At 37.1% G+C, this 21,667-nt stretch carries 16 protein-coding genes; 8 read left to right on the top strand and 8 right to left on the bottom strand.

The window, feature by feature from the left end:
• Nucleotide 1 precedes the first annotated feature (1 nt).
• On the bottom strand, nucleotides 2-970 hold the full coding sequence (locus GN105_RS03595; RefSeq protein ID WP_155284063.1) for an SPFH domain-containing protein: 969 nt from the start codon (nucleotides 968-970) through the stop codon (nucleotides 2-4).
• Between the two features lie 209 nt (nucleotides 971-1,179).
• Between GN105_RS03595 and GN105_RS03590 the strand changes: the two genes are divergently transcribed.
• Nucleotides 1,180-1,506, top strand: coding sequence for a hypothetical protein (locus GN105_RS03590; RefSeq protein ID WP_155289067.1), 327 nt, complete (start codon nucleotides 1,180-1,182; stop codon nucleotides 1,504-1,506).
• A 64-nt stretch (nucleotides 1,507-1,570) separates the two neighbouring features.
• On the opposite strand, the gene GN105_RS03585 is transcribed toward GN105_RS03590, so the two are convergent.
• The 3 genes from GN105_RS03585 to GN105_RS03575 all read right to left on the bottom strand — a co-directional run bounded on the left by GN105_RS03585 (nucleotide 1,571) and on the right by GN105_RS03575 (nucleotide 7,206).
• On the bottom strand, nucleotides 1,571-3,472 hold the full coding sequence (locus GN105_RS03585) for a hypothetical protein (RefSeq protein ID WP_155284061.1): 1,902 nt from the start codon (nucleotides 3,470-3,472) through the stop codon (nucleotides 1,571-1,573).
• Between the two features lie 173 nt (nucleotides 3,473-3,645).
• Entirely contained in the window at nucleotides 3,646-4,293 is a 648-nt protein-coding gene (locus tag GN105_RS03580) for a hypothetical protein (protein ID WP_155284060.1), read from the bottom strand.
• A gap of 504 nt (nucleotides 4,294-4,797) precedes the next feature.
• Complete coding sequence (locus tag GN105_RS03575; RefSeq protein WP_155284059.1) at nucleotides 4,798-7,206, bottom strand: TonB-dependent receptor; 2,409 nt, start codon at nucleotides 7,204-7,206, stop codon at nucleotides 4,798-4,800.
• Nucleotides 7,207-7,480: 274 nt separating this feature from the next.
• Between GN105_RS03575 and GN105_RS03570 the strand changes: the two genes are divergently transcribed.
• Entirely contained in the window at nucleotides 7,481-7,948 is a 468-nt protein-coding gene (locus GN105_RS03570) for a NanQ anomerase/TabA/YiaL family protein (RefSeq protein WP_155284058.1), read from the top strand.
• 6 nt (nucleotides 7,949-7,954) lie between these two features.
• On the top strand, nucleotides 7,955-8,935 hold the full coding sequence (locus GN105_RS03565; RefSeq protein WP_155284057.1) for a polyprenyl synthetase family protein: 981 nt from the start codon (nucleotides 7,955-7,957) through the stop codon (nucleotides 8,933-8,935).
• Between the two features lie 62 nt (nucleotides 8,936-8,997).
• Here the strand turns inward: GN105_RS03565 and GN105_RS03560 are convergent, their stop codons facing one another.
• Nucleotides 8,998-10,098 carry an OmpA family protein gene (locus tag GN105_RS03560; RefSeq protein ID WP_155284056.1) on the bottom strand — a complete coding sequence of 367 codons (1,101 nt, stop codon included), beginning with the start codon at nucleotides 10,096-10,098 and terminating at the stop codon, nucleotides 8,998-9,000.
• Nucleotides 10,099-10,305: 207 nt separating this feature from the next.
• Here GN105_RS03560 and rlmN point away from each other — a divergent pair, with 207 nt between their 5' ends.
• Entirely contained in the window at nucleotides 10,306-11,352 is a 1,047-nt protein-coding gene (gene rlmN, locus GN105_RS03555; protein WP_155284055.1) for a dual-specificity RNA methyltransferase RlmN, read from the top strand.
• A gap of 12 nt (nucleotides 11,353-11,364) precedes the next feature.
• Here rlmN and tsaB read toward each other — a convergent pair whose 3' ends face one another.
• The 3 genes from tsaB to GN105_RS03540 are packed head-to-tail and all read right to left on the bottom strand — an operon-like array spanning nucleotide 11,365 to nucleotide 13,572.
• Entirely contained in the window at nucleotides 11,365-12,006 is a 642-nt protein-coding gene (gene tsaB, locus GN105_RS03550; RefSeq protein ID WP_155284054.1) for a tRNA (adenosine(37)-N6)-threonylcarbamoyltransferase complex dimerization subunit type 1 TsaB, read from the bottom strand.
• Between the two features lie 31 nt (nucleotides 12,007-12,037).
• A complete protein-coding gene (gene rsmI, locus GN105_RS03545) occupies nucleotides 12,038-12,739 on the bottom strand; it encodes a 16S rRNA (cytidine(1402)-2'-O)-methyltransferase (protein WP_155284053.1) in 702 nt (233 codons plus the stop codon).
• Nucleotides 12,739-13,572 (bottom strand): DUF8457 domain-containing protein, encoded by an 834-nt coding sequence (locus GN105_RS03540; RefSeq protein WP_155284052.1) that lies wholly within the window; start codon nucleotides 13,570-13,572, stop codon nucleotides 12,739-12,741. Before GN105_RS03540 ends, rsmI begins: the two co-directional genes overlap by 1 nt.
• Nucleotides 13,573-13,791: 219 nt before the next feature.
• Between GN105_RS03540 and GN105_RS03535 the strand changes: the two genes are divergently transcribed.
• From GN105_RS03535 to GN105_RS03520, 4 genes are all read left to right on the top strand, one after another.
• A complete protein-coding gene (locus tag GN105_RS03535) occupies nucleotides 13,792-14,430 on the top strand; it encodes an HmuY family protein (protein WP_155284051.1) in 639 nt (212 codons plus the stop codon).
• A gap of 18 nt (nucleotides 14,431-14,448) precedes the next feature.
• Nucleotides 14,449-15,078: an HmuY family protein gene (locus GN105_RS03530; RefSeq protein ID WP_155284050.1), complete on the top strand. Its 630-nt coding sequence runs from the start codon at nucleotides 14,449-14,451 to the stop codon at nucleotides 15,076-15,078.
• Nucleotides 15,079-15,151: 73 nt separating this feature from the next.
• Complete coding sequence (locus GN105_RS03525; protein WP_155284049.1) at nucleotides 15,152-17,323, top strand: TonB-dependent receptor; 2,172 nt, start codon at nucleotides 15,152-15,154, stop codon at nucleotides 17,321-17,323.
• Between the two features lie 34 nt (nucleotides 17,324-17,357).
• A complete protein-coding gene (locus GN105_RS03520) occupies nucleotides 17,358-21,599 on the top strand; it encodes a cobaltochelatase subunit CobN (RefSeq protein ID WP_155284048.1) in 4,242 nt (1,413 codons plus the stop codon).
• The last annotated feature ends 68 nt before the right edge of the window (nucleotides 21,600-21,667 follow it).

The raw sequence follows: 21,667 nt of genomic DNA, 5'->3' as shown, positions 1-21,667 counted from the left end.
TTTAAAAATTTGCTAAAATCTCAGCTTTTTTAGCTTTGTATTCTTCTTCATCAATAAGTCCGTTTTCAAAAAGCGTTTTTAGTTTCTGAAGTTTTGTTGTTGGGTCATCGTTGGTTACCGGTTGATTTTGTTGCATTTGCTGTTGCATTGTTCCCATCATCATTCCCATTGCTACACCTTCTTTCACGCTTGAATTGAGATTACTGCGGTCGTTGCCAATGGCATTAGCGGTATTAAATTGCTGAAAACGATTCATATCACCAATAATATTCATACTTGTAGCCTTATCATAAAATTCTGTAACTTCTTGTGGAAGAGTAACGGAACTCACCGTGAATTGCGTTATTTCAATTCCAAAATCAGAGAAATAAGGCTCAATCATTGGGCGAATTTTATTGCTCAACTCGGTCATATTTCCCGCAACATCTACAACGGAAAGGTTAGCGTTGGAAAGAGCTTCCCCAAATTTTGGAGCGATAAAGTCACGAAGTTGTGCTTCCAGTTCAAAAACCGTTAATAAAGGATACGTGCCAGCGTATTCCTTGAAAAACGTGGCGACATCGGTTATTTTTACGTTGTACGACCCGAAGGCACGCACTCGTACCTGCCCGAATTGTGAGTCACGCATCAGTACCGGAGCAGGCGTTCCCCATTTGAGGTTCACGAATTGTTTGGTTGAAAAATAATATACATCTGCCTTGAATGGACTTTCAAAACCGTACTTCCAGCCTTTAAGTTTGGAAAGAATAGGTATGTTTTGGGTAGAAAGCGAATGTGTACCGGCACCGAAAACATCGGCAATGTTGCCTTCATTTAAGAAAAGAACAGATTGGCTTTCACGCACGACGAGCTTTGCTCCATTTTTTATCTCTTTATCTTGGTCAGGAACTTTCCACATTAGTAGATTGGGGTCAGGTTCTACCCATTCAATGATTTCTAAATACGGGAGTTTTGAATCTGGATTTGACATAATGAAATAATTTATTAATTCATTTGCAAAGATAGGCAGAAGCCCAAATTATGTCAAAGAGAAAGGCGTCTACAAACTGTCTACAACGAATATTTTCTGTATGTTTTTCTATTCTTTTTTACATTGTTGATGTCTGTATATCCGGAAAAAATGTATATTTGCCTCAATAAAATACAAAAAAGATAAGAAAAATTTTATTTTTATTGGCTATGGTAATAATGGCTGTAGCTTGTGGCAAAAGTGATGATGGTCAATCGGGCGGAACTTATACGGTAAAAGTTCTAAAATCAGAAGGAGTTAAATTATTAAACGTTGTAATTGTTCGCGATGGGCAATCTAATACAGAGGAAGTTAATAAACCTTTGGCAGAGGATTGGGTAAAATCTTTCACAGTAAAAAATGTTATTGCTGCTTCAGTAACAGCGGAAGGAACAAATGAAAACGCTACTTTGACATTGCAATTACTAAAAGGAGATAAGGTGGTGAAAGAATCTACTTCAAAAGGTGTATATTTGATTGCAACCGTTAGCGAGTAAGGAAAAGTAAATTTCTGTTTTGTTGAGATTATCTTACAATATTCTGAGATAATCTCTTTTTTTGTTACGCAGTGAGGCTTTGTAAAAAATCTTCTAAATTTTCTTCTTTCTCCAAATTTAGTTTTTGTTTGATGCGATACTTACTCATTCGGATGCTTTTTGGTTCCACGTTAAAGGCTGAGGCGATTTCCTTTGTGGAAAGCTTCAGATACATATAGGCACAATATTTCAGGTCAAGCGGCGTGAGTTTATTGGCTGAAAGTTCACTGAGTTTATTAAAAAAATCAGGATGAATGTCCTGAAATTCCTTGACGGTTTGCTCAATGGTGTCATCTAAGAATTTTTCTTTTTTCAAAACGCGGTCGATATTGAAAGTGTTTCCTTCCTGCTTGATTTTGTCTTTTATTTCTTCTAAAAGTTTGTTTTTCCGGTCGATTTGGAGTGCATTTGCCAGAACTTCTTTTTGCATTTGTTCGTTTTTGAGTTGTAAGAGCTCTTGTTCTGCTTTTAGGCGGGCTTGTTCTTCTTTCTCAAGCCTTAACTGCATTTTTATTTCCCGTTCCATTTGCGATTTTTGGATAGAAAGCAATCTTCGTTCTTTTTCTTTGAGCAAAGCACGTGCTTCGGCTTCGTCCTTTTCTTTTTCAAGTCGGAGTTGTTTTTCGGTTTGTAGTTTTGATTTGTTTTGTTGATTTCTCACGACAAAGATAAGAGCAATCAAAGCTAAAAAAGAGATGCCTATGTAGAGGTAATTAAGTTGTTTTCTGCTTTCGGCTAATTGTGATATGGTTTCTATTTCTTGTTTTATTTGTTGGTTTTCAAACTCGGCTTCGAGGCGAAGTATCTGTTCTTGTTGGGTTTGGTCGTGGAGCTTGGCTTTGTATTTCTCTTTTTCGTTTTTTAGGTAAAGAGCTTTTTCAAGATTTCCGCTTTTTTCGTAGAGTTGTGATAGGGCTTCGGCAAGAGCAATGAGCGTGTAATAATCGATAACGGGTTGTTGCTTGCTGATTTCAACAAAGGCTTCTGTCAGAAGTTTTTCGGCTTCAGAGGTATTTCCTTGTTGCAGAGCGATTTCCGCCAAAAGTCCTTTTGCATTGGCTTGAATTGAAGCAGTGTTGCTTTTTCCTTGCGATACTTCAAGGGCAATGGTGGTGTACTTCCGGATGCTGTCTAAAGTATTTGTGTCAGAAAGGCTTCCGCTTTGGAAATAGAAATCCGCAATGTTGATATTCGTTATTCCGTACGTGATTGAGCTTACTTTATTCGGATATCGCTTGTAAACTTCCGCAGACCTCTGTAAATAAATCAGGATACTGTCTTTAAAGGCTTCATTTCGTTCTTTTTTGTACAAATATCCCATAACGGTGGACATTGCCGAATAACCATTGGAAAGAAGATTGTAATTATGAGCCTTATCGGCGGTTTCGATAGTCTTTTGAGCATATTTTCGGGCAAGAGAAGCATCTTCCACACTTGAATAAGCCCCATAGAGAATGTAATAGAGCCTTGGTTTAAGTGATTCAATCTTATTTTCTTCTGCGATGGTTAAAGCCAACTGACAGTTTTCAACGGCGAGGTTGCGTATGTCAAGATAGTTATAGTAATAAGCCTTAGTGTAATATCCGAAGGCGAGTGCTTGAGCGGAATTAGACTTTTCAGCTTCATTTCTGGCTTTCTGCATATATTCTTTAGCCGAATTGGAGTTCTTTATGGCGAAAAAATACTTCACATATTCCGAGTAAACCTGCGGTAAATAATCTCTATGTTTGTTTTTAGCCTTTGATTCGGCTTTTTTAAGGGCATTGTAAACTTCTTTTAGCTTTCCTTCTCCTCGGAATGTTTCACTATCTTCCAGATAACTCTCAATTTCTTTCGAGAAATCTTGTCCGTAAATAGGTTCAGCCAAAAAAAGTATCAATAATGCGATAACTTTATATAAAACAGCTATTCGGAGTCTCTTTTTCATTTCTTTTTAAATTTGTAATGGCAAATATAGTAATTTGAAATGTAGAAATAATTTCAAGAGTAGCTTTTTTACTTCTTTTTTGGTAATAAATCAAATGAAAAGATGATAAAAAGTAATCTTTTATGGGATAAACAAAATCAATTCAGCTTAAAAAGAAAACAAGATTTCCTGAATTATTTTCCTTTTGCCATTCTGAGGAGCCTAAAATTAATGAAAGCAAGTGCCAAATAGTACAAAAACCCGAAAATAATAGCTTCGTGAGGTGTATCGACGAAAGCTCCCTTCATTTTTTTCACGTTTTGATATGCATCGGAGTTGAAAAAGAACTCATCTAAGGAAAAATAAGGTAAAATGGGAGAAAAAATGAGACTAAAAAACGTCAAAATAAAGTAAGCCAAAGCACCAAGCACAGAAAATAGTATCAATCTGTTTTTGATGTCCTTATCTGTATTGAAAAAAGCAAATCGCATTCTGTGAAAGACGGTCACTAAGTACAAAATCAGTATCTGATTATCTCCCAAATTCAAAGAAAGATTAAAAACTAATGCAAAAATTCCATAAAAGGGAAAGAAAATCAGTAAAGAATACTTGGCAGGAATTATAGCCATAAAAATTCCCGAATGCACCATAATAAATTCAAATATGATAAGCATAGCCAAGCTATATACTTTGTACGCATCGGAAATATCGGCGAAAAGCCAGAAGTACAAGTACGTCCCTGCAAAAACCAGATACTGAAAAATGCTGAAATATTCTAACGGTTTGTCAAATTGCTCTATTACCGGAATGCTTTTTTGTGTCTTTGTTTTTCTCTTTGCCATTTCGGACAACTTTTCTGCAAATATATTCATTTAAAAATACATAGAATAAAAACATTATCCTTTTCTTATGAAAATATTTTTATGAAAATACCACTACGCAAGGTTGTTTTCATTTTGTTTCTCATAAAAATACTACTCCGCAACGTTGTTTTCATTTTGTTTATCATAAAAATACCACTACGCAAGGTTGTTTTCATTTTGTTTCTCATAAAAATACTACTCCGCAAGGTTGTTTTCATTTGGTTTCTTACAAAAATACAACTACGCAAGGTTGTTTCCATTTTGTTTCTCATAAAAATACCACTCCGCAAGGTTGTTTTCATTTGGTTTCTTATAAAAATACCACTCCGAAAGATTATTTCCATTTGGTTTTATGTAAAAATACATCTCCGACGGGTTGTTTCTATTTTACTTCAAATAAAAATACTCCTCCGATGAGGAGTATTAATTTTATTTTTATCTGAAATATTACTACGATAGGTATTTTTAAAATAAATAGACTCTTTATAGCCTGTCAGCTTCCTCCAAATCACTTTGGTGAGCGGTTTTAGAGCTTTGTTTTCCAAGTTTGTAAGTTACATAGAACTTAACTTGACGCGATTCGGCATATCCCCAGATGTAATTATCCAAATTGGGCAAGTGACTTTCTGAATCCCAACGACGTGTATGGAAAATGTCAGTGAAAGAAAAGGCTACACTAAGTTGATTCTCCCAAAAACTGCGTTGTAATCCAATGTCAATACCTCCCGAAGGTTTAGAAATTTCATTAACATTGGCGATTTGTTTTGTGGTATAGTCAGCATTGATTTCGCCGGTAAGTTTCCAAGGAAGTTGAAACTGATGTTGTGAGTTGCAGGAGAAAGTCCATTTGCTGGGACTGAAAGAGGCATAATTTTCTATCTGAAATGAATTTCGGACATAGAATAAGGAAGGATTTATGTGCATTTTGTACCACGAAGACCATCGGATTTCTTGCAGAATGCTTGCCGAGAAATGATTTTGGTATCCAATGTTACGCGGAATCATTATCACACGTTCATTTGGCTGTTTCTCGGTAATTTGTCCGCTGAAATCATTTGTATAGGCGTAAGAAAGTATTGCAGTAGTATTCCCCCAAGTTCCGGAACCGCTGATTTTATATGTTTTTTGGGGTTCCAAAAACGGATTTCCCACCCAGTCCGAAAGTCCGTCGAGAGCCAAAATAAAGGGACTCAAATCCTGATATGCAGGACGGGCAATTCGGCTGCTGTAATTCAAACTGTATGCTATTTTTTCATCTTTTTGATACGTGAGGCTCGCGGAAGGGAAGAAGTTAATGTAATTTCGTTTGTTTTCTTGATATTTTTGATTGCTTCCTTGGCGTGGGAATAATTTCCCGAGAGAAAAAGTATATTCACTACGGATTCCTACTTCTGCGGAAAGCTTTTCGTTTATCCGGATAGCGTATTGCAAATATCCGGCAAGTAAACGTTCTTTATAATCGAAAGTATTGGAACGATTTACATTCAGCAGGTTGCCCGATGGTAATACGGTGAAAAAATCGGATATGTTGTTGGAAGAAACTTGTGAGAATTTAATTCCGGACAACCAATTTCCTTTCCATAACGGGAATTTTTGATGAAAGGCGATGGCAAAAATATGTACTTTTCGGTTGCTGTCAGCCAAAAATACATCATTAGCGATACGATTTCCTCCCAAATCTTTGTGCCAATTCGGTTGGTTTACTCCTGATAAGCCGTCGAAAAACACATAATCAATATCAAGATTGTATTTTTCATTCTCCGAAGGTTCAAAGGCGTAAAAAGTACTCAACGCATAGCGTGCATTTCTTTGTTTGAAGTAATTGCTTTGCCCGTAAAGGGTCTTTTCATAGTTGAAATTCTTATCGAAGATATCATTTTGTGTGTCGATGCCTCCTTTACCGAAATGTGAGTTTACGGAAAGGTTCATCCCGATTGTATTTTTCTTATTCAGAAGATAATCCAGCCCGAAATTACCTGAAACGGAACTGCGTCGGTCTGTATCTGCCGACGAACTGATGTACCACTTATCATCTAACTTTCTTTCCGAGCCGTAATCATAATTTATATACCCAAAATGGTGGCTATATGAGGCGTTTATGTTTAGTTTCTCGGTATTGTGTTGCAGAGAAACGTCCGTTGCATTTCGCAGATGATTCCAATAAGATATGCCACTACCTGCGGAAATGTACGTACCTTCAATGTTGTGTTTGGAAAGCACGATGTTGATTATTCCGGCTCCTCCTTCGGCATCATATTGTGCGGACGGATTTAGCATAACCTCAATGTTTTTAATTTGTGATACCGAAACGGATTTAAGGAAGTTTGCCAAGTCCTCCGATTGCATATATGTAGATTTCCCATTGATAAAAACCATTGCTCCTTTCTTCCCGAGAATTGAAATTGCGTAAGAATTGTCTATCAATACGCCGGGTGTTTTTCGCAAGGCTTCAAGAGCGTTTCCTCCTGAGGTTATACTGCTTTCTTTGGGCGAAAAAATGATTTTGCCTTCCTCCAACTTAATGGCAGGTTTCTTTCTGTCTGCCGACACAACCACGCCACTTAATTCAGTAATCAAAGGTTTTAGCTTTATGACGCTCAGCGAGATGTTTTTATCCCATTTTAGAGGTGTTTTTTCCTCGTAGGTTTCAAATCCGGTGGCAAAAACTATTAATTTTATGGTTTCAGCATTTCCTTTCAGGGTGAAATTTCCCTCCGAATCGGTGCTTGTTTGTGAAATCATCACAGATTTGTCATACGATAACGCCGAAACAATTGCATAAGGCACTGCTTCGTTGTATTCATCAATCACACGCCCTGAAATAGTGTAAGAATTTTGTGAAAAAACGTTGCCGGAAATTAAAAAGAACAAAAGTTGGATGATTTTTTTCATCTTTTAAAGTATTTTGATTGTTTTGAAGTTGTAGTATTGCGAAAAATGAATAAAAATGATTCAAATTTTGTACAAAATTAAAAATTAAAAATTAAAAATTAAAAATTAAAAATTTTATTCTTAAATGTAAATTTAGAATTAATGTAAAATAGTTTCGATGTTTAAGTGTGGAAAAAATGTCGCAATAAAGTCAAAATCAATAAACTTGGATATATATTTGCGTTTTAGTTGATTTTTTCAATATATTTGCATAGCACTAAAAATAAAAGAAACAATGATTCTATCCGATTTAAGTCAAAGTGGTCGTTATGAGGGTTTGCATCCTGCCTTCCCGAAAGTTTTCGAGTATGTAAAAAGTCATAATTTACTAAATGCCGAACTGGGAAAAATAGAAATTGACGGTGAAGATGTATTTATAATTAATTCAGAACCTGAATGCTTAACAAAAGAAAATCAGGTACTTGAGTATCATCAAAAATACTTGGACATTCATATTCTTCTTGAAGGTCAAGAAACCATTGGTTGGAAAAATCTGTCCGATTGCAAGCAAGAAAAGAAACCTTTTGATGCGGAGAATGATTTCGGGCTTTATGACGATGTGCCAACGAGTTACGTTACACTACATCCCAATGAATTTGCGATTGTTTTTCCGGAAGATGCACACGCCCCGATTATCGGTGAGGGAAAAATACGTAAGTTGGTGGTGAAAATCAAGGTGGATGAGTCTGTTTTTAAGGGATAGAACGTTATGAAAGTAATTTCACAAATCAAGGAACCCATTCGTGATGAAATGGAGCTTTTTGAACAGAAGTTCCGAGATTCGATGTCGTCCAAGGTGGCGTTGCTCAACCGCATTACGTACTATATTGTAAACCGAAAAGGCAAGCAAATGCGTCCGATGTTCGTGTTTCTGGTCGCGAAAATGGTTTCAGGTGGCAGGGTAGAGGAACGTACTTATCGAGGAGCTTCCGTTATTGAACTTATCCATACGGCAACTTTGGTTCACGATGATGTGGTTGATGACAGTAACAAACGTCGCGGTTTTTTTTCAATAAATGCCTTGTGGAAGAACAAAATAGCTGTTTTGGTGGGAGATTATCTGCTTTCCAAAGGATTGTTGCTTTCCATTGATAATTCGGATTTTGATTTGCTGCGGATTATTTCGGTGGCGGTGCGTGAAATGAGCGAAGGAGAGCTTCTTCAAATCGAAAAAGCCCGACGATTGGATATTGTTGAAGCGGTTTATTATGAAATTATCCGTCAGAAAACAGCTACGCTCATTGCTGCTTGTTGTGCTATGGGAGCTTGCTCGGTAGTCCCCGATGCCGAGGAGATTATTGAAAAAATGCGTCTTTTTGGGGAATATATCGGGATGGCTTTTCAGATAAAAGATGATTTGTTCGACTATACGGAAGAAAGCATCGGGAAGCCAACCGGAATTGATATTAAGGAGCAAAAAATGACTCTTCCGCTGATTTATACACTGAATAATTGTACTGAGAAAGAGAAAAAATGGATTATCAATTCCGTTAAAAATCACAATAGGGACAAGAAACGCGTAAAAGAAGTTATCAATTTTGTTAAACAGAGTGGAGGGCTTTCGTATGCTGAGCAGAAGATGCGTGAATTTCAGCATAAAGCATTGGAAATTCTTTCTACTTTTCCTGATTCAGAGTATAAAACAGCATTAACCTTGATGGTAAATTACGTTATTGACCGAAAAATTTGATTCTCATACATATAAAAAAAGAGCCTATATTAGGCTCTTTTTTTATCTTTAAATCTGATTGATTATTCTCCAAGAATTCTGAATTCTGTTCTACGGTTTTTGTGGTGTTCTTCTTCTGAACATTGAACGCCATTAGCACATCTGTTGATAAGGCGACTTTCCCCGTATCCTTTGGCAATCATTCTTGAACGTTGAATTCCTTTGTTTGCCAAGTAATTAACTACCGCATTGGCTCTTTGTTGAGAAAGAGACATATTGTATTGGTCGTTTCCTCTTGAATCAGTGTGCGACATAATTTCCACGCTTGTGTTTTTACCTCTTAGTAAAGGTAATAACATTTCGTCGATAACTTTTTCAGAAGCTTTTGTTAATTTAGCACTGTTGTACTCATAAAGAATAGGCAATAAAGTAGGTTCTAATAATTTACAATCAACCTCTTCCCAAACGGTAACTCCTCCTTTTTTGGCAAGTACTTGCTTTGTAACAGTTTTGTACTCGGCAGGTACTTCCACTTTGCGGGTTGTTGCCGGAGTGTCAATCACTTCACGCTTGATGGTGGCGTACTCAGCAGGGATTTCAATTTCATCAACACGGGCAGGAGTTTTGATTACCTGACGTTTGAAATTTGCCGATACAGCAGGGATTTCAGTTTCAGTCGTGTGAGCATCTTTTGTTAAAGTAACGATGTTAACACTCTCAAAACGAGCCGGTCTTTCAACAAAACACGCAGTAACACAAGCATCTTTATTAATTGAAGGGCAGTTGTCAAGATGTTTATATTCCCATCCGGATGTTTTAGGGAATACTTCAATCGTTTTTACATCATTTCCAAAAGCAGCAGGAACGACTTTCAGAACGGTACCTTGTTCTTTTTTCTCATAAGGAACATCAACTGTTTCAAAAACAGCAGGTACGTAAACCAACTTTTTGCTTGCTTCTTTTACAAGAACACGCTCTTCGATGGTTTTGTACTTAGCAGGAACTACCTCTAATTTGCTGTACGCAGGAGAAATTTGGATAGTTTCTGTCTCTTCACGGAATTCGTCCTTAGTGATACATTTCACGTAACATTTCCCTGGAGCAGGATTTGCCGGTAAATCTTGGGCAGATACATATCCCCCAACCGATAAAATAGCTACTAAGCTTAGGGTTGTTTTTTTCATATGAAAAATAATTATTGGTTTAAAACAGTAGCAAAGGTACAAATTAATACTACATTTCAAAAAAATTAACAATACTTTGGGATTTAATTTGATTTAAAACCCGATTATGTTAAGGATTTATTTACAAAAGCTATATAAAAAGATGAGAATTTTCTTTTTTAAAGTAAAAAATGGGGCTATTATTAATTATTTTCTACCTTTGCCCCTATGCAAGAAAAGAAAGACATACGAGCGTTAAGCAAAGAAGAATTACGTCAGTTTTTTGAGACGAACGGAGATAAAGCATTTCGTGGGAATCAGGTATATGATTGGCTTTGGGGCAAAGGATTACATTCTTTTGAAGAGATGACTAATTTGCCTAAAAGAACGAGGGAAATACTTGATAATAATTTCGTTATCAATCATATTGAGGTTGATGTAATGCAACGCAGTTCGGACGGAACAATCAAAAACGCAGTTCGGTTGCACGATGGTTTATTGGTAGAATCTGTTTTGATTCCAACCGAGACAAGAACAACTGCCTGTGTTTCAAGCCAAGTTGGGTGCAGTTTGAACTGTACTTTTTGTGCTACGGCTCGTTTGAAACGTATGCGAAATTTGCTCCCTGATGAAATTTTTGATCAAGTAAAGGTTGTTGATAATCAGAGTCGTATGTTTTTTAACAGACCGCTTTCAAATATCGTTTTTATGGGGATGGGAGAGCCTTTGATGAATTACAACAATGTGCTGGCTGCCATTGAAAAAATTACTTCAGAAGAAGGTTTGGGAATGTCCCCAAAACGTATAACAGTTTCAACCTCAGGTATCCCGAAGCTTATAAAGAAGATGGCAGATGATGAAGTTAAATTTAAACTTGCCGTGTCATTGCATTCAGCCATAGATGAAGTGCGAACTTCTATTATGCCTTTTAATGAAAAATTTCCATTATCTGAACTTCGTGAAGCGTTGGAATATTGGTATAAAAAGACAAAAAATAAAATTACTTATGAATACGTAGTTTGGAAAAATATCAATGATAAGAAAAAGGATGTAGAAGCATTGATAAAATTTTGTCGTTTTGCTCCCTCAAAAGTAAATCTTATAGAATACAACCCAATTGATGGTGGAGGTTTTGCTCAGGCAGATAGTGCAGCAATTGATATGTATCAAAAAATGCTTGAAGAAGCAGGAATTACCGTAACGGTCAGAAGGTCAAGAGGAAAAGATATTGATGCTGCGTGTGGGCAATTGGCAAATAAAGAGGCGAAAAATTAGAAAATATTGTAATTATTTCAGATAATTTGGTTCGAAATAAGCAATATCTTCAAAATTTCTATTCTTAAACTTCTCAAAAGCGTGTGGAATCATATCTTTTGCTTGAGGATAAGCATTTTTAACAAAAAAAGCATTTGGATGACGACAAATCTCTGAGAATTTATCCACTCCATCGCCTAAAAAAACTACTTTTCCTTTGGAAAGCCATTCCGTGTAACTATTTTCGTCTAAAATTTTAGCTTCGGTTTTCTCAATTTCGTTGAAACTCTTATCGAAAACTGCACTGTACACTTCCATACGCCGAGCATCTAACATCGGGATAATGAATTCATTCTCTGTTATTTGTGATGCTAAGATTTGAAGTGTAGAAATGGCAATTAACGGTTTGTTTAAAGCAAAACACAAGCCTTTAGCCGTTGAAACTCCAATTCGCAAACCTGTGTAAGAACCAGGTCCGCCACTCACGGCAATAGCGTCAAGTTCATTGATAGAAATGTTTGCTAAATCAAGGACTTCATTTATGAAAACGTGCAGGCTTTCCGCGTGTGTGAATTTTCCTTTGTTTTCAGCTTTTTCAGCCAGAAGAGAATTTTCTTCCGAAATTGCTACGGAACAGTTTATACCAGAGGTTTCTATGCAAAGAATTTTTGTCATAAAATCAATTTGAGAATGTTTTTTGAGGAGATTACTCTTTTGAAATTTCTCTTTTTTCCTTTGTTGTTTTTCCTTCAACAATCATCACAATTTCTCCTTTTGGAGCCTTTTTTTCATAATACTGTAATAATTCTTCAAGAGTTCCTCGTTGTGTTTCTTCGTGTAATTTAGTGATTTCCCGAGAAATAGAAGCTCTTCTCTCCTTTCCGAAAATGTGAATAAAGTCCGAAATAGTTTTGATTAGCTTGTGGGGAGAAACGTAAAAAATCATCGTTTTTTTCTCGTCAGTAAGTAAAGATAAGCGAGTTTGTCTCCCTTTTTTATCCGGCAGAAAGCCTTCAAAAACAAAACGGTCATTGGGCAAAGCACTATTAACCAATGCCGGTACAAAAGCTGTAGCTCCCGGAAGGCATTCTACTTCAACTCCTTGTTCAACACATTCCCTAACAAGCAAAAAACCGGGGTCGGAAATGGCGGGAGTTCCTGCATCTGTGATTAAACCCACGTTTTCTCCGTTTTTGATTCGTTGTACCCAATGCCCAACTACTTGATGCTCATTATGCATATGATAACTTTGCATCGGGGTGAAAATTTCGTAATGTTTCAGAAGTTTACTGCTTGTTCGGGTATCTTCTGCCAAGATAAAATCAACTTCTTTTAGAACTCGTAAAGCTCTGAGAGTGATGTCTTCCAGATTTCCAATAGGAGTGGGGATAAGGTAAAGTTTACCCATTAAATTTCAAATCGCTTAAGCATTAAACCTAAAAATCGTTCTTCATAATCTTCTTTTCCTCTCCAATGGTTGTAGATAGGTTTTATTTCTTGCTCTATGTAGAGGGCGATTTCTTCTACACTTTGAAGGTCATTAATGTGTTGAACCACAGTGTTATATTCGCTTTCGCTTCCGAAGAATAATTGACGGATAAATGCAAGCCTATCGTTTAATCCAATTTGAGCAGTTTTTCCGAGGCGGTCATTTAAAGATGGAGTTTTTGCAGGTTCGTTTTCCTCTTTTTTCTCAAACACAGGATGTTGCGTTTGAGAAATGAAATCTTCTAAAGACTGCTTTTGCGTTACTTGCTTTGTTTCTGTTGTTTTACTTTGTTCTTCAGCAAGATGCTCGTTATGAGTGTGTTGTTTCTCTATCTCTTGGTGAGTATGTGCTTTTTGAACAATATCCTGATATGCCTTGTAAGCAGATGTTTTATGTGATTCGGCAGAGGTATGGTTTGTTTTTGCTACCTGACTTTCTTCATTTTTAGAAGGAGTTTTTTCCGTTTGAGACAGAACAATTTTCTGAACCTTAGTGGTTTCTACAGGAAGGTTAAAGATGTCATTTTCATCTTGTTCCTCTTCGATGAAATCTGCAACCTTTTTCATTGTGTATTGTAAACGATCTTCTGATGAACCAACAGAATTGTAATATTTCTCTACAAAATTTAAAATAGACACCTTTTCAAGTAACTTCTCAAGTTCTTTTTTTAATTCGGGTAAATCTAAATTGTCCTTTGTCGAGATGATATTTTGTGCTAATTCCTGTAATTCTTTTTCAAGTTGCTTTTTCATAATTTCAAAACATTAATTTAATGTGACACAAATGGGCTTCAAAGGTATAAAATATTATTCTAAAAATAAAAAATGATTCGAAAAAAATATATAAAAAAGTTAGAAGGACAAGAATGTTAATAGGGGGTTAAGTTCTGTTCAGAAAAAAATGTTTATTATTTTTGTTTATTCTAAATAAAAATAATACTTTTGCATCTGTTATTTTAAATTTTATATTGTATGAATAGAGGTATTTTATCCGCTCTTTTGGTAGGAGCGTTAGTATTAGGGGCTTGTAAAAAAGAAGATAATAGCCCGGAACCACCAGTTATAGATAAAGGTTACAAGGAAATTAGCGACTTAGATGCAAGTAAAACAGGTGCTTGGGTGTATTTTTCTTTTTCACAAGGAAAAGAAGTTTCTGTTACTGAACCTGCAACAGACCTTTCGTGGGACATCGCTTTCAGTCGTTATAATGTCAAAACCAACGGAGGAACTTCAGGTAAAGGGCAAGCAGGAGTCATAAATACAAACAATAAGGAATTTGATTCGGTGAAAGAATCGCCGGCAGACGGTTATGTGGCAGATACAGAGGTAACAAGCTCTCCACGACCGGGGCAAGAATCCGTTTCTATTTCAGTAAATACTGCTATCACAGGAACTGTAATGGTTAAAGAATCAAAAGGTTGGTGGAATTATGCTCCGCCCACTCCGCCGGAAACAACTCCAAAACAAGAAATTACAAAATGGGTATATGTAGTTAAAACTGCTGATGGGAAGTTTGCTAAAATTCAGCTTACAGGATATAACCATAGTAAAACTGATAAGTCCGGATTCTTGACATTTAAATATAAATACAGTACTAATGGGAAATTTTAATCATAAAATGATAATGCAATGAAAAGAATTTTTATTACAGCTATTTTGGTAGCAGCCGGAGTATTAATGTCTTGTAAAAAAGATGAAATCAAAAAAGATGACGAAAAACCAACTGCAGAAGCCAAGGAGGTGAAAAATTTGGATGTTACCACATCTAAAGATTGGGTGTATTTCTCTTTTGAGAAAGGAGAAAAGATTGAGGTTACAAATCCGAAAGAAAGCACCGATTGGGATATTGCTTTTTCTGAATTTTACGTAAAAACCAACGGAGGCGAGTCCGGAGGTGGAAAAGCAGAAGTAGTAAGGGCTGAAAGCAAAGAATTTGATGCTGTAAAAGAAGCTCCTTCAGAAGGATACGTAAAAGATACGGAAGGAGATATGATGTATGGCTATCCGCCGACCACCAAAAAAGGCACGTTTTCTTCCTTAATGTCAGGCGGGTTTGAATCAAAAACGGGGCATATAAGCCTTTCTCCTAAAAATATGAATACTTGGCCAAGTGTGTACGCTCCTACCAAATGGGTGTACGTGCTGAAAACAGCCAAGGGAAAATTCGTAAAAATCCAAGTTACTGATTTTTACAACGAGAAATCGAAACCGGGATATTTGACATTCAAGTACATAACAAGCCAAGACGGGAAATTCTAACTCAAAATTATGAGATAAGAGTCTGCGTAAGGGTGGGAGCATTTTTCCGCCCTTACAATTTATAGCTAATACAATGAAACGAGTTTATTTATCATTTCTATTTTCTTTATTTATTGCCAATTTGTTTGGGCAATATTCTATTTCAGGAAAAATAATTGACTGCCAAACAAATAAAAGTATTTCAAATGCTTCCGTAGAAATACAAGGCATTGAAAAACAAGTCTTTTCTGATAAAGACGGAAACTTTATTTTTCATAATATGCCCAAAGGCAAGTACATTCTTTACTTAACTAAAGATGGCTTTAAGGGAACTTTTACTGCAATTCGTCTGACAGAAAAAACAAACACGCTAACCCTTGCCATTTGCAGAGATAAAGATATTGAAATTGAAGAGGTTATCGTTACCGCTACTCGTACGCCTAAAAACCTTAAAAATGTTCCTATTACGGTTCAGGTAATTACTTCTGAGGAAATCAGAAAATCGCAGGCAACTGATTTTCAGAACTTTTTGGAAACCGAATTTTCAGGAATTAATTTTACTTATCACGGCGGAATGCCTAACATTAATATGATGGGATTTGGCGGGAAGTACGTTCTTTTCCTGATGAACGGAGAGCGAATGGCTGGCGAAACATTCGATAATGTTGATTATGACCGTATTGACCTTGATAATATTGAACGAATTGAAATTATTAAAGGAGCTTCATCGTCTTTGTACGGCTCAAATGCCTTGGGAGGAGTTATAAATATCATTACCAAAGACGCACAAAACCCAATTGATATCACGGCAAGTTATCTTTATGATACAAATCAAGACCATAAAATTAATCTTTCGTTAGGGACAAGGCAAAATTGGGGAAGTTTGGGCGTGGCTTCTTTTTACAAACAGCGAGAGCCTTATATGCTGACAGATACAAGCCCTTTGCAAAGAATTTATGCTGACGGAACTGTCAAGGAAACAGAATTATCTCAAATGAACGTAGCCGGATTTACCAATTACGGTGCCTCTCCGAAGCTGAAATTCAATATTATTCCGCAGAAAATGAGTCTTGAACTTACGCCAAGTTACTACTTTAGTGAAAGAAATAGCGGAACGCAAGCAGCCGAAAAAGTGCGAGACCATTATCACAATTACACAATGGGGGCAAAAACGGATTTTTCTTTTGGCGAAAACAAAACGCTCAGTTTGTCAGGGGCTTTTGACCAATATAATAAATCTAATTACTACAGACTACTCAATGAAAGAGAGAAAAATTACGAAAATATCATTTGGCGAGTTGCGGCTCAATACAATCAAATCATAAATAAAAAGCATACATTTGTTGCTGGTAGTGAGGTTTTTATGGATAAATTGCTCAGTTTCCGATTTAACAGCAAAGGAACAGAAACTACCGAAAGTGCCAAGAATTACACTTTGTTTGCACAGCAAGATTGGGTTTTGAGCCCGAGTTTTACGTTAGTTACAGGGATTCGTATGGACTATCATTCTTTCTTTAAGGAGCATTTCACGTATCGTCTTTCGGGAATGTACAAAGTAAACGATTTAACTTTTAGGCTGGGCTACTCTACCGGATTTCGTTCGCCTACACTTAAGGAGTTGTATACCAATTGGTTTCATCCGTGGGGAGGAGGTTTTCAGATAATGGGAAATAAAAAACTAAAACCCGAAAGTAACAACAATATCAATTTTTCAGTGGATTACAACACGAAAAAATGGAACGTAACCGCAATGACGCAAGTTTCCGTGATGAAAGATAAAATTGATAATGATTGGAACAATTCCCGAGACACAATTCAATATACCAACTTTGACGGTAAAACCCGCATTATAGGGTCAGAGCTTTCGGCAACATATCGATTGAGTAAATCTTTCCGAATCAAAGGTTCATATTCTTACTACAATGCCGAGAAAAGAAAATCCACTAACCGACCACACACATTTACTTTCAAAGCAGAATATATACCAAAACCGGACGTGAAATACATTCCCAATGTTATCCTGAGCGGAAAACACGTTAGCTCTTCCGAATTATTCGGGCTTGACAATGATGACCAAGAATTTTATATTCCTTACGAAGGTTACACAATATGGCGACTGCAAACCTCCATACGATTACCGTACTATTTGACGCTCAATGCAGGAATAAACAACTTATTTGATTATACCACCAAAACGACAAGTTTTTATTCGAGTATTTCGCCAGGGAGGACGTATTTTGTTGGGCTGAGATGGTCGCTTTATTAGGTTGAAAATCAGATAATCAAGAAAATATATTAATATGAAAACTAAAAAAATCTTTTTACTCAGTTTTGTATTGTTGCTGTTGGTAGCGATAGGGATTTTTGGCTGGAAAAAATGGGTGGCACCCACTCGTATTGCTTTGGTGAATTTTCCGTCGTTTCAGGCATCAAACATCGCTCTGTCCAATACAGATGATTTTATCACTTACGAAGCCGTTTCGGTTGACGAAATGGACAAACTCAAAAATTATGATTTTATCCTGACTTGGGCTATGGGTTTGAAAATCAATGAAGAACAACGAAGTAAATTCATTGAAATATCGCAGAAAGTACCCACACATTTTTTTGTGGTTACATCGCCTGAAAATAAAATAAGCAGTTTGGATTCGTTGCATCTTAAAAATATAACGGATTATTTGGATAGCGGAGATAAGAAAAATTATCAGAATTTAGGGAGATACGTCCGTCAGTCGATAGACAAGAAAAAGCTGTTCGTTACAACGCCCGAAGCTCCTTCCGTAAGCAAAAAAGATGTGCTTTTTCACATTGATGAAAATGTGGATTTTCCTGATGTTTCTTCATTTGAAAAATATTTAAAAGAAAATAATTGTTACAAGGAAAACGCTCCGAAAATTGCCATAATTTCTGGAATACATTCTCCTTTTGGCGGTAATCGGGAATATATTGATAATGTCATACGTTCGTTTGAAAGCCAAGGAAATAATGTATATCCTATTTTTTCTTTCGATAAGAGGCTGGAATTTTTGCAAGAAATTAATCCTGATGCGGTTGTTTATTTTCCGCACGGAAGGCTTTCTATGATGAACGGAGATGTATTTGTTGAATATTTGAAGCAGAGGAACATCCCTATTTTTGCCCCGATTTCGATATTGCAATTGGAAGAAGATTGGCTTAAAGACAAAATGGGAATGTTCGGAGGATTTATGGGGCAGACCATAGTGATGCCAGAGCTTGACGGAGCCATCTATCCGCACGTAATTATCGCTCAGGAAAAGAACGACAAGGGATTTTTCGCTTTCAAAACCATTCCGAATCGGCTTGATAAGTTTACCCAAATTGTGCAGAATTTCATCCAATTAAAACATATCCCAACTTCTGAAAAAAAGGTGGCGATTTATTATTTTAAAGGTATAGGTTCGCACGCTTTGGCAGGACAGGGTTTGGAAGCAGGGGCATCGCTTTATAATTTGCTCAAACGTATGAAAGCGGAAGGTTTCAAAGTAGAAAATCTTCCTGAAAATGTGAGAGAATTTGAAGCGTTATTGGACAGAAGCGGTAGCGTTATTCCTGATAAAGCCTTTGGTGTGTTTGATAAATTCATCAAAGAAGGTAATCCTGCACTTGTTGAAACTTCTCAGTACAAACAATGGATGGAAAAATCTTTGACAAAATCAGCTTATGACAATGTGATTAACACTTACGGAGCTCCCGAAGGCGGATATATGTCAGTAAATCAAAACGGGAAAGATTATCTGGCGGTAGCTCAAATCACATTTGGCAATGTGGTAATATTGCCTCAGCCTGCTGTTGCTTTGGGAGAAGATGATTTTACAATGGCTCACGGAGTTGAAGAACCGCCCACACACGCTTATTTGGGAAGTTATTTTTGGGTTCGGAATACTTTTAAAGCCGATGCCTTGTTGCATTTCGGTACACACGGAAGCCTTGAGTTTACGCCCGGAAAGCAAGTTGCATTGTGTAGCGATGATTGGAGTGATGCTTTGGTGGGAGCCATACCGCATTTCTATTATTACACCATTGCAAATATCGGAGAGAGTATGATGGCGAAACGGCGTTCGTATGCCACAACACTGTCGTATCTGACGCCTGCTTTTGAGGAAACGGATATGCGTAATACTTTTAACAGATTACAAGATTATATTCGCAACTATCTGAAAGCTCCTGATAACCAGAAAAGAGAGGCTTCTTTGTTGGTAAAAAAAGTTGCGGTTGATATGGGCTTGCATCGTGATTTGCGTCTGGATAGCATTCGTTCAGTTCCATACAGTGAGGAAGATATAATGAAGTTGGATAATTTCGCTGAGGAGATTTCCACCGAGAAAATCAACGGAACGCTTTACATTACAGGAGAACCATATACGACCGACCAGATGCTTTCTACCGTATTGGCTATGGGAGCTGATCCCATTGCGTATAGCTTGGCAGCTCTTGATAAGCAAGAAGGAAAAGTATCGGATAAAGAACTTAAAAGTCAAGTTTTTTTTACGCAGAAATATTTGAATCCTGCTAAGCAATTAATTCGTCAGATTTTGGCAGGGAAGGAAACTTCTTCTGAATTAACAGCTTCATTTGCCAAAATTTCTGTGGAAGAAATTGAAAAATCAAAACAAATGCTTACTCCAATGCGAATGCCTTTTGTGATGGATTCATCGGGTAGTTCGGACAAAAAAAACGATGAAAAAATAACCTCTCAAGGAAAACCTGATAAAGAAAACCAATCAAAAGGGGATTTTACAGGCAAAAAATCATCTATTCCGGATAGTGTAAAAAATAAAATGCCTTCTATGACAAATATGGGAGGAATGCCACAAAAGGGTAAAAAGCCTGTTTACACAAAAGCTGAAAAAGAACGGGCAAGGGCTATTGTTGAAATTGACAAAACCATTAACAATATTGTCAAATATCGGAAAGCTTTGCAGGAAAGTCCTGATTTGGAGATGCAAACGCTTTTTAATGCAATGAAAGGTGGATATGTAGCACCTTCATCGGGAGGAGACCTTATTGCCAATCCGCGTTCCATACCCACAGGACGTAATTTGTATTCCATCAATGCAGAAATCACGCCCACCGAAGTAGCTTGGGACAGAGGAGTCGCTTTGGCACAAAATACCATAGATACCTATTTCAAACAACACGGTAAATATCCGCAGAAGATAGCCTATACTTTTTGGAGCAGTGAATTTATTGAAACTGAAGGCGTGTCAATTGCTCAAGCATTGTATATGTTGGGCGTGGAGCCTATGCGTGATAGTTTTGGTAGAATTACTGACCTTCAGCTTATTCCGTCAGAAAAACTTAACCGACCTCGTATCGATATAGTGGTGCAAACTTCGGGGCAATTCCGCGATTTGGCAGCCTCACGATTGTTCTTGCTCACGCGAGCCATTGAATTGGCATCTTCGGCTTCCGATGATGAAGAATATGAAAATTATATCAATAAAGGAAACCAAGATATAGAAAAAACACTTGTCGATAAAGGAATTTCGCCCAAAGAAGCTCGTGAACTCTCAAAACAACGCATTTTCGGAGGGCTTGGAGGTGGTTACAGCACAGGAACCAAAGATTTGATGCTTTCAGGAGATAAATGGGAAACACAAAATGACATTGCCCAAGTGTATATCAACAATATGGGGGCGGTTTATGGTCTTGAAAAAGAGTGGGGTGAACATAGAGCAGCTCTGTTTGAGGCTTCCTTACAAAATACCGATGTGCTTATACAACCTCGACAAAGCAATGTTTGGGGAGCTTTGAGCCTCGACCACGTTTTTGAGTTTATGGGAGGAATGAACACGGCAATTAAAAAAGTTACCGGCAAAGACCCTGATGCTTATTTAGCGGATTATCGCAACCACAATCGTATGCGTATGCAGGAACTTAAAGAAGCTGTGGGAGTTGAGTCGCGGGCAACGATTTTCAATCCAAAATATGTTAAAGATGTTTTGAAAGGAGGTAAAACCAGTGCTGAAGGAATTACGGAATTGGTAACCAACGCTTTTGGTTGGGAGGCTACTCGTCCTGAAGTGATTGATGATGCTTTTTGGAATCAAGTACACGATTTGTATGTTCTTGATAAAGAGAACTTAGGCATACGAACTTTCTTTGAAAGAGAAAATCCGGCTGCAATGCAGGAAATTACGGCAGTAATGATAGAAACCGTTCGTAAAGGACTTTGGAAAGCTACTGACAGTCAGCTTAAAGCCTTGACCGATTTACATTTGCAGTTTGTAGAGCGTTTTGGATTGGAACCTTCCGGATTCAGCGGTAATAATGCTAAGTTGCAGGAATATATAGAAAAACAAGTTTCTCCGCAGCAAGCTGCCACGTATCGTCAGAGAATTGCAGAAGCCAAGAACAGCTCAACCGATACAGAACGCAAAGACAGTAAAGTGTTACGCAAGGAAGAGTTATCACAAGAGAAAGAAAAAGTAATACTTGACGGGCTTTGGATAGGCATTGGCGTTGTTGCTGTATTTGTCGCGATTGTTATTTTTGTCAGAATAAGAAAACGAAGCCGATAAAAATGAATGAGATTGCTTTGTTTTATAATTCTTTGATTGGAAGACAAACGCTGACAAAAAATCCGTAA

Source organism: Capnocytophaga felis (genome assembly GCF_009684755.1).
Lineage (GTDB): Bacteria > Bacteroidota > Bacteroidia > Flavobacteriales > Flavobacteriaceae > Capnocytophaga > Capnocytophaga felis.
This window is presented reverse-complemented; position numbering and strand designations above follow the sequence as displayed.